8 protein-coding genes are annotated in these 8,186 nt (G+C 59.8%); 5 read left to right on the forward strand and 3 right to left on the reverse strand.

The features are described from left to right. Positions 1–184 precede the first annotated feature (184 nt). The gene (gene cysZ / locus CKW19_RS22135) at positions 185–937 is read left to right on the forward strand and encodes a sulfate transporter CysZ (protein ID WP_095059860.1); all 753 of its coding nucleotides are present in this window, start codon (positions 185–187) and stop codon (positions 935–937) included. Between the two features lie 40 nt (positions 938–977). Then, the gene (locus tag CKW19_RS22140; protein ID WP_095059861.1) at positions 978–2,177 is read left to right on the forward strand and encodes a glycosyltransferase family 1 protein; all 1,200 of its coding nucleotides are present in this window, start codon (positions 978–980) and stop codon (positions 2,175–2,177) included. Positions 2,178–2,281: 104 nt separating this feature from the next. Here the strand turns inward: CKW19_RS22140 and CKW19_RS22145 are convergent, their stop codons facing one another. The 3 genes from CKW19_RS22145 to CKW19_RS22155 form a co-directional block, all read right to left on the reverse strand. After that, positions 2,282–3,385: an NADH:flavin oxidoreductase gene (locus CKW19_RS22145; RefSeq protein ID WP_095059862.1), complete on the reverse strand. Its 1,104-nt coding sequence runs from the start codon at positions 3,383–3,385 to the stop codon at positions 2,282–2,284. A gap of 199 nt (positions 3,386–3,584) precedes the next feature. After that, positions 3,585–4,067, reverse strand: coding sequence for a glutathione peroxidase (locus CKW19_RS22150; RefSeq protein ID WP_095059863.1), 483 nt, complete (start codon positions 4,065–4,067; stop codon positions 3,585–3,587). A gap of 112 nt (positions 4,068–4,179) precedes the next feature. Then, positions 4,180–4,665 carry a peptidylprolyl isomerase gene (locus tag CKW19_RS22155; RefSeq protein ID WP_008054392.1) on the reverse strand — a complete coding sequence of 162 codons (486 nt, stop codon included), beginning with the start codon at positions 4,663–4,665 and terminating at the stop codon, positions 4,180–4,182. Here CKW19_RS22155 and CKW19_RS22160 point away from each other — a divergent pair. From CKW19_RS22160 to CKW19_RS22170, 3 genes are read left to right on the forward strand one after another with little or no spacing between them, the layout of a single operon-like run. Further along, positions 4,634–4,960 carry a DUF3565 domain-containing protein gene (locus CKW19_RS22160; protein WP_095059870.1) on the forward strand — a complete coding sequence of 109 codons (327 nt, stop codon included), beginning with the start codon at positions 4,634–4,636 and terminating at the stop codon, positions 4,958–4,960. The genes CKW19_RS22155 and CKW19_RS22160 overlap by 32 nt on opposite strands. A gap of 60 nt (positions 4,961–5,020) precedes the next feature. After that, entirely contained in the window at positions 5,021–7,120 is a 2,100-nt protein-coding gene (gene pta, locus CKW19_RS22165; RefSeq protein ID WP_095059864.1) for a phosphate acetyltransferase, read from the forward strand. Continuing rightward, the gene (locus tag CKW19_RS22170; RefSeq protein WP_095059865.1) at positions 7,121–8,026 is read left to right on the forward strand and encodes an acyltransferase; all 906 of its coding nucleotides are present in this window, start codon (positions 7,121–7,123) and stop codon (positions 8,024–8,026) included. The last annotated feature ends 160 nt before the right edge of the window (positions 8,027–8,186 follow it).

The raw sequence follows: 8,186 nt of genomic DNA on the forward strand, positions 1-8,186 counted from the left end.
CGTATCGAGGGGGCGAAGATTAAGGAAATACGGTTTAACAATCCAGCTCATAGGTGGTCTCTATCCCATTCCCGTGACTATATAGACGTCTTTGTTACAGTGAATGTCGATACCGCTGCCGCGCTTTCGCCCGTCAGGCAAAGTCGGTAAGGTCGGCGCGTTTTCCCTTTGCTCGGAGCACGTTATGCCCGCCCCTGTTCTGTCCGGCCCGCAATACCTGCGTGAAGGCCTCAAGCTGGTGTTGAGCCCCAGTCTGCGATTGTTTGTACTGTTGCCACTGGCGATCAACCTGGTGCTGTTCGTCGGATTGATCTATCTGGCCAGCCACCAGTTCAGTCTGTGGGTCGATACGCTGATGCCATCGCTGCCCGACTGGCTGAGTTTTCTCAGCTACATCCTCTGGCCGATTTTCGTGGTGCTGGTGGTGTTCATGGTGTTCTTTACCTTCACCATGCTCGCCAACGTCATCGCCGCGCCGTTCAACGGTTTTCTCGCGGAGAAAGTCGAAGTGGTGGTACGCGGCACCGACGACTTCCCGGCCTTCAGCTGGGGCGAGCTCATCGCGATGATCCCGCGCACGCTGGTCCGGGAAATGCGCAAGCTCGGCTACTTTCTGCCGCGGGCGATCGGGCTGTTCATTCTGTCCTTCATCCCGGTGGTGAACATCATCGCCGCGCCGCTGTGGCTGTTGTTCGGCGTGTGGATGATGGCGATCCAGTACATCGACTACCCGGCGGACAACCACAAGCTCGGCTGGAACGAGATGCTCGCCTGGCTGCGCGAGAAGCGCTGGCAGAGCATGAGTTTCGGCGGCAGCGTTTATCTGGTGCTGCTGATTCCGGTGGTCAACATCCTGATGATGCCGGCAGCCGTGGCCGGGGCGACGTTGTTCTGGGTGCGCGAGCGCGGTGCCGAGAATCTGGTGACACAACGCTGAGTCGTTCACAAATCCATCATCCCACCGTCACAACGACGACATGGCCCCAGTCGACACTGGGGTCATGACGACAGCTCTGCATATCACCCTGATCACCGAAACCTTCCCCCCGGAAATCAACGGCGTGGCCAACACCCTGGGCCGCTTGTGCGACGGTTTGCGCGCGCGCGGGCATCAGGTGGAATTGGTGCGGCCGCGTCAGGGTTGCGATCAGCAACTGAACAGCGACGATGCGTTGATGCTGTGCCGGGGCTGGCCGCTCCCAGGTTATCCGGGTTTGCAATGGGGTCAGTCGTCGATGCACAAGCTGTTGCGACGCTGGAAGCGCCATCGCCCCGACGTGCTGTACATCGCCACCGAAGGGCCGTTGGGCCTGTCGGCGTTGCGTGCAGCACGGCGCCTGGGGATTTCGGTGGTCAGCGGGTTTCACACCAATTTTCAGCAATACTCCAGTCAGTACGGGCTCGGTCTGCTGACGCGGCTGCTGACCCACTACCTGCGCTGGTTCCATAACCGCTCGACCATGACTCTGGTGCCCAGCGTCAGCCAGCGCATGGAACTGGAGCGACGAAATTTCGAACGCCTGGCGCTGCTGTCTCGAGGGGTCGACAGCCAGTTGTTTCACCCGACCAAACGCTTGAGCGCCCTGCGTGAACAATGGGGATTGGCTGAGGAAGACATTGCGGTCATCCACGTCGGGCGCCTGGCCCCGGAAAAGAATCTTGGTCTGCTCAAGCGTGCCTTCGATAACCTCATGGCGACTTATCCACAGCGCAATCTGAAATTGATCGTGGTCGGTGACGGCCCGCAGCGTCAGGCGCTGGAAAAGGAAATGCCCGAGGCGATTTTCTGTGGCGCACAACGCGGTGAAGCCCTGGCCTGTCACTACGCTTGCGGGGATGTGTTTCTGTTTCCGAGCCTGACCGAAACCTTTGGCAATGTGGTGCTGGAGGCGCTTGCTTCGGGGCTTGGCGTGGTCGCTTACGATCAAGCGGCGGCGGCTCAGCATATTCGTCACGGTTACAACGGCGTGCTGGCGATGCCAGGAGATGAAGAGGCGTTTTGCGATGCCGCGGCGTGGCTGCTGGAAGACCGGGAAACCTTGCGTTGCGTGCGGCTCAATGCGCGCCAGCATGCCAGCCGCCAGGGTTGGGCGACGATTATCGAGCAGTTTGAGGGGCAGTTGCGCGGGGCTTGTGCCGGGGAGATGGTGGTGCCGGATGTACCAACTATTCCTTAATTTTTTGTGATTTTGAGATCGCCATCGCCAGCAAGCCGGCTCCTACAGATTCTGAGAAGTTGTAGGAGCCGGCTTGCTGGCGATGGCGTCAATGCAGACGCCGCTTAAACCAGCGTCATCAACGCCTCACGGCTGAACGGCAGGATGTCTTCTTCACGACCATCCCGCACTTTCTGCGCCCAGTCCGGATCCACCAGCAACGCACGGCCGACCGCTACCAGGTCGAACTCCTCGTTGTTCAGGCGCTCCAGCAGTTTTTCCAGGCTGGCCGGTTGCGCGACCTTGTCGGTGTTGACCATGAATTGCAGGAACTCGCCATCCAGGCCGACGCTGCCCACGGTGATGGTCGGTTTGCCGGTGAGTTGGCGCGTCCAGCCAGCCAGGTTCAGTTCGGAACCGTCGAATTCCGGCTCCCAGAAGCGACGAGTCGAGCAGTGGAAAATATCCACGCCGGCATCCGATAGCGGCTTGAGGAAATCACCCAGGGCTTCCGGTGTTTGTACCAGGCGCGCGGTGTAATCCTGCTGCTTCCACTGGGAGAAACGGAAGATGATCGGGAAGCCTTCGCCGACCGCTGCCCGCACAGCCTGAATCAACTCGATGGCGAAGCGCGAACGGTTGGCCAGGCTGCCGCCGTACTCGTCGGTACGCTGGTTGCTGCCTTCCCAGAAGAACTGATCGACCAGATAACCGTGGGCACCGTGGATTTCCACCCCGTCCATGCCGATGCTCTGGGCATCCTTGGCCGCTTGGGCGAACGCGGCAATCACGTCCTGGATATCCTGCTTGGTCATGCCGTGCACCACGACCTGACCGTCCTTCACTTTTTCCGACGGCCCGTAACCCGGCACGCTGGCGTCCGGCTCGGTACCGATACGGCGCACGCTGCCCACGTGCCACAGTTGCGGAACGATCTTGCCGCCTTCGGCGTGAACCGCGTCGACGACTTTTTTCCAGCCAGCCAGTGCGGCTTCACCGTAGAAATGCGGAACGTTCGGGTAACCGTTGGAAGCCTGGTGACCGACGGTCGTGCCTTCGGTGATGATCAGGCCGACACCTGCCGCGGCGCGACGACGGTAGTATTCGATCACTTTCGAATTAGGCACGCCACCCGGGGAAAAGGAACGGGTCATCGGCGCCATGACGACGCGGGTCGGCAGTTCGAGGGTGCCGAGGTGGAACGGTTTGAACAGGGCTTTGACAGGCATGGGACGCTCCACGGAAGAATGACTTTATGACGACTATAATATGGAGAGTCCGCCGCGTTGAACAGCACTATTGATTGCAGTGATTTAGCACTAAAAGATCGTCAATAACGTAGGAGCCGGCTTGCTGGCGAATCAGACGACGCGGTGTGTCAGGGACACCGCATTCGCTGGCAAGCCAGCTCCTACAGGGGGGGAGATATCAGCTCAGCGCTTTTTCTATTGCGTGAACGATGGTTGGATCGTCCGGAGCGGTACGTGGCGAGAACCGCGCCAACACACGACCGTCCTTGCCCAGCAGGAATTTTTCGAAGTTCCAGGTAATGTCACCCGGGAATTCCGCGCCCTCGCCCGCCAGCAGGCGATACAACTGATGACGGTCATGCCCGTTGACTTCCAGCTTGCTGGACAGCGGAAACGTCACGCCATAGTTGAGGCTGCAGAAATCCTTGATCTCTTGTTCGCTGCCTGGTTCCTGCCCGGCAAACTGGTTGCACGGCAAGCCCAGGACGCTGAAACCCTTGGCCTTGAATTGCTGGTAGAGGTTTTCCAGCGCTGCGTACTGCGGGGTCAAGCCACATTTGGAGGCGACATTGACCACCAGCACGACTTGCCCTTTGAAAGGCGCCAGCGGTAGCTCCTGTCCATCCAGGGCTGTCAATTTAAGGTCGTGAAAAGCACTCATGACGTACTCCAGATTCCCGTGTTCTTCTCGATACAGCCTCTTGGCGGTGTCGGCCGCAGACTAAAAAGGCGCCCTCGGGCGCCTCTCCAGTTATCTGAGCTTAGCGCAGAAATCAGTGGTGATGGCCACCTTCGCCATGGACGTGACCATGGGCGATTTCTTCCTGGCTGGCATCACGGATGTTGATGATCTTGACCTGGAAGTTCAGGCGCTGACCCGCCAACGGGTGGTTGCCGTCGACAGTCACGTCGTCGCCGTCCAGATCGCGGATGGTCACGATCTGCATCTGGCCGTCTGGCGCGGATGCGTGGAACTGCATGCCCACTTCCAGTTCGTCAACGCCTTCGAACATGCTGCGGCTCAGGGTGCTGACCAGTTCGGCAGCGTATTCGCCGTAAGCGTCTTCAGGTTCTACGGCTACAGTCAGTTCGTCGCCGACTGCTTTGCCTTCCAGGGCTTTTTCCAGGCCCGGGATGATGTTGCCTGCGCCTTGCAGGTAGACCAGCGGCGCGCCGCCGGCGGAGCTGTCGATGACCTCACCAGCGTCGTTGGTCAGGGTATAGTCGATGGAGACAGCCTTATTGGCGGCGATCAGCATGGGGCGAGACCTTTTGCATAAGAATATTGAAAGACCAAGTTTAGCGAAGCAATCGTCCGAAAGCGAACACAACCCGGACAGACGGGATTCGACGATCACCGGCTTCCATCAGGACGAAGACGGCCACTGGGTGGCCGAGCTTTCCTGCGGCCATACCCAACATCTGCGACACCAGCCACCCTGGCAATCCCGGGCCTGGGTGATGGACCCCGCGCAACGCCTGGAAAAAATAGGCCAGTCCTTTGACTGCGGTTGGTGCGCACAAGGCTCGGTTAGCGATAACCTTGGCGACTGAATTTCGGTAGATCGCCAGTTATAGGCTTTCACCATTGCCATGCACCTCCAGAGAATCCGCATGCAAACTTTTTTTATCGCGCCCACCGATTTTGGTGTCGGTCTGACCTCCATCAGCCTCGGGCTGGTGCGCACACTTGAGCGGGCCGGGCTCAAGGTTGGTTTTTTCAAACCCATCGCTCAGCCGCATCCCGGTGATACGGGACCTGAGCGATCCACCGAACTGGTGGCGCGCACCCACGGGTTGAAACCGCCTCAGCCATTGGGCCTGGCCCACGTCGAGCGCATGCTTGGCGACGGTCAGCTGGATGAGTTGCTCGAAGAAATCATCACGCTTTATCAGCAAGCCGCGGTCGGCAAAGACGTGCTGATCGTCGAAGGCATGGTCCCGACCCGCAGCGCCAGTTACGCTGCGCGGGTCAACTTGCACCTGGCCAAGAGCCTGGACGCCGAGGTGATCCTGGTCTCGGCGCCGGAAAACGAAGTGCTGACCGAACTCTCCGGTCGCGTGGAGTTGCAGGCGCAGCTGTTTGGCGGCCCGAAAGACCCGAAAGTGCTCGGCGTGATTCTCAACAAGGTCAAGACTGACGAAAGCATGGAGGCCTTCGCTTCACGCCTCAAAGAGCATTCGCCGTTGCTGCGTAGCGGAGACTTCCGTCTGCTGGGCTGCATCCCGTTCCAGCCGGAACTGAACGCCCCGCGCACCCGCGACGTCGCCGACTTGATGGGCGCACAAGTGCTCAACGCCGGGGACTATGAAACCCGGCGCATGACCAAAATCATCATCTGCGCCCGCACCATGCGCAACACCGTGGAGCTGCTCAAGCCCGGCGTGCTGGTGGTGACCCCCGGCGATCGCGACGACATCATCCTCGCCGTCAGCCTCGCGGCCATGAACGGCGTTCCATTGGCCGGCCTGTTGCTGACCAGTGACACCCTGCCCGACCCGCGCATCATGGACCTTTGCCGTGGCGCCTTGCAGGCCGGTCTGCCGGTGTTGTCGGTAAGCACCGGTTCCTACGACACCGCCAACCAGCTCAATGGCCTGAACAAGGAAATCCCGATTGACGACCGCGAGCGTGCGGAGATCATCACCGATTTCGTCGCCAGCCATCTGGATGCCAACTGGCTGCACCAGCGCTGCGGCACCCCGCGTGAAATGCGTTTGTCGCCGGCGGTGTTCCGCTATCAATTGATCCAGCGTGCCCAGGTCGCGAACAAACGCATCGTGTTGCCCGAAGGATGCGAGCCGCTGACCGTGCAAGCCGCGGCAATCTGTCAGGCCCGTGGCATCGCGCGTTGCGTGTTGCTGGCCAAACCCGAGGATGTGCAAGCCGTCGCCCGCGCCCAGGGGATCGAGCTGCCGCCAGGCTTGGAAATACTTGATCCGGACCTGATCCGCGAACGCTACGTCGAGCCGATGGTTTCCCTGCGCAAGAGCAAAAGCCTCAACGCGCCAATGGCCGAGCAGCAACTGGAAGACACCGTCGTGATCGGCACCATGATGCTGGCGCTCGATGAAGTCGATGGCCTGGTGTCGGGCGTGATTCACTCCACCGCCAACACCATTCGCCCTGCCCTTCAACTGATTAAGACGGCGCCGGGTTGCACGCTGGTGTCGTCGGTGTTCTTCATGCTGTTTCCAGAGGAAGTGCTGGTCTACGGTGACTGCGTAATGAACCCGCACCCAAGCGCCAGCGAACTGGCCGAGATCGCCCTGCAAAGCGCGGATTCGGCGGCGGCCTTCGGCATCACGCCGCGGGTGGCGATGATCAGCTATTCCAGTGGCGAATCGGCCAGCGGCGAAGAAGTCGAGAAGGTCCGCGAAGCGACCCTCCTCGCCCATGAACAGCAAAGCTCGCTGCTGATCGACGGCCCATTGCAATACGACGCCGCCGCCAACGAAACCGTGGCCCGACAACTGGCGCCGAACAGTCAGGTGGCCGGTCGTGCCACGGTGTTCGTGTTCCCCGACCTCAACACCGGCAACACCACCCACAAAGCCGTGCAGCGCAGCGCCGACTGCGTCAGCCTCGGACCAATGCTGCAAGGCTTGCGCAAACCGGTGAACGATTTGCCGCGCGGTGCGCAAGTCGACGACATCGTCTACACCATCGCGTTGACCGCGATTCAAGCCGCCAACCGACCTATGGATGTGTAAATGCTGGATTTCCTACCTGCTCCGCTACGCGGTGTGATTGCCGCGTTGCTGTTGGCCCTGAACACGATTTTGCTTTGCTCGTTTCTGTTCTGTGTGGCGCTCGTCAAAGTATTGCCGTTTGCCCTCACCCAGCGCCTCGCGGGCTGGCTGATGAGCCATACCCACGAAGCGTGGATCAGCCTCAACAAAGGCTGGATGAACCTGGTGCGGCGTACTCGCTGGCACGTCAGCGGGCTGCAGGGCCTGGACTATCAGCACTCGTATCTGATCACCAGCAACCACCAGAGCTGGGTCGATATCCTGGTGCTGCAATACGTGCTCAATCGGCGCATCCAGCCGCTGAAGTTTTTTCTGAAACAGGAACTGATCTGGGTGCCGGTGATTGGTCTGGCGTGGTGGGCGCTGGGCTTTCCGTTCATGAAGCGCTACTCCAAGGCGTATCTGGAGAAGCACCCGGAGAAGAAAGGCAAAGACCTGGAAACCACACGCAAGACCTGCGCTAAGTTTCGCAACAACCCGGTGGGCATTTTCAACTTTGTTGAAGGCACACGTTTTACCGAGGGCAAACATGCCCAGCAGAAATCACCGCTCCGTTATCTGCTCAAGCCCAAGGCTGGCGGCATCGCTTTTGTGCTGGATGCCATGGGCGAGCAGTTGGAATCGATCGTCAACGTGACCATCCACTATCCGGCCGGGCGCCCAGGTTTCTGGGATTTGCTGTGCGGGAATGTGGCTGATGTCGTGGCGCATTTTGAAGAGCTGAAGATTCCGCCGCAGTTCATTGGCAAGAACTACGACCAGGACGGTGAGTACCGATTGCAGTTCCAGGGCTGGATCAATCAGCTGTGGCTGGACAAGGATGCGTTGCTCGACCAGATGCACCGCGAGTATACCGCCAAGTCTTGAGGTGCCTGTTCCGGCCTCATCGCTGGCAAGCCAGCTTGTATGTTTAGACTTGAAGGGGTGGGTGGGACTAAAGCCTCGCTTCTGACTCTGACCAGTACAGACCGTGGGAGACATCGTCCCACCCCTTCACCTAATGCGCCGATAAGGAATGCATCGGCTC

The organism is Pseudomonas sp. Irchel s3f7 (genome assembly GCF_900187615.1).
In the GTDB taxonomy this organism is placed as follows: Bacteria; Pseudomonadota; Gammaproteobacteria; order Pseudomonadales; family Pseudomonadaceae; genus Aquipseudomonas.

What these genes read in the sequence shown, in the direction of transcription:
- cysZ (WP_095059860.1), top strand. Translation starts at nt 185, where the DNA reads ATGCCCGCCCCTGTTCTGTCCGGCCCGCAATACCTGCGTGAAGGCCTC.
- CKW19_RS22140 (WP_095059861.1), top strand. Translation starts at nt 978, where the DNA reads ATGGCCCCAGTCGACACTGGGGTCATGACGACAGCTCTGCATATCACC.
- CKW19_RS22145 (WP_095059862.1), bottom strand. Translation starts at nt 3,385, where the DNA reads ATGCCTGTCAAAGCCCTGTTCAAACCGTTCCACCTCGGCACCCTCGAA.
- CKW19_RS22150 (WP_095059863.1), bottom strand. Translation starts at nt 4,067, where the DNA reads ATGAGTGCTTTTCACGACCTTAAATTGACAGCCCTGGATGGACAGGAG.
- CKW19_RS22160 (WP_095059870.1), top strand. Translation starts at nt 4,634, where the DNA reads ATGGAGACAGCCTTATTGGCGGCGATCAGCATGGGGCGAGACCTTTTG.
- CKW19_RS22155 (WP_008054392.1), bottom strand. Translation starts at nt 4,665, where the DNA reads ATGCTGATCGCCGCCAATAAGGCTGTCTCCATCGACTATACCCTGACC.
- pta (WP_095059864.1), top strand. Translation starts at nt 5,021, where the DNA reads ATGCAAACTTTTTTTATCGCGCCCACCGATTTTGGTGTCGGTCTGACC.
- CKW19_RS22170 (WP_095059865.1), top strand. Translation starts at nt 7,121, where the DNA reads ATGCTGGATTTCCTACCTGCTCCGCTACGCGGTGTGATTGCCGCGTTG.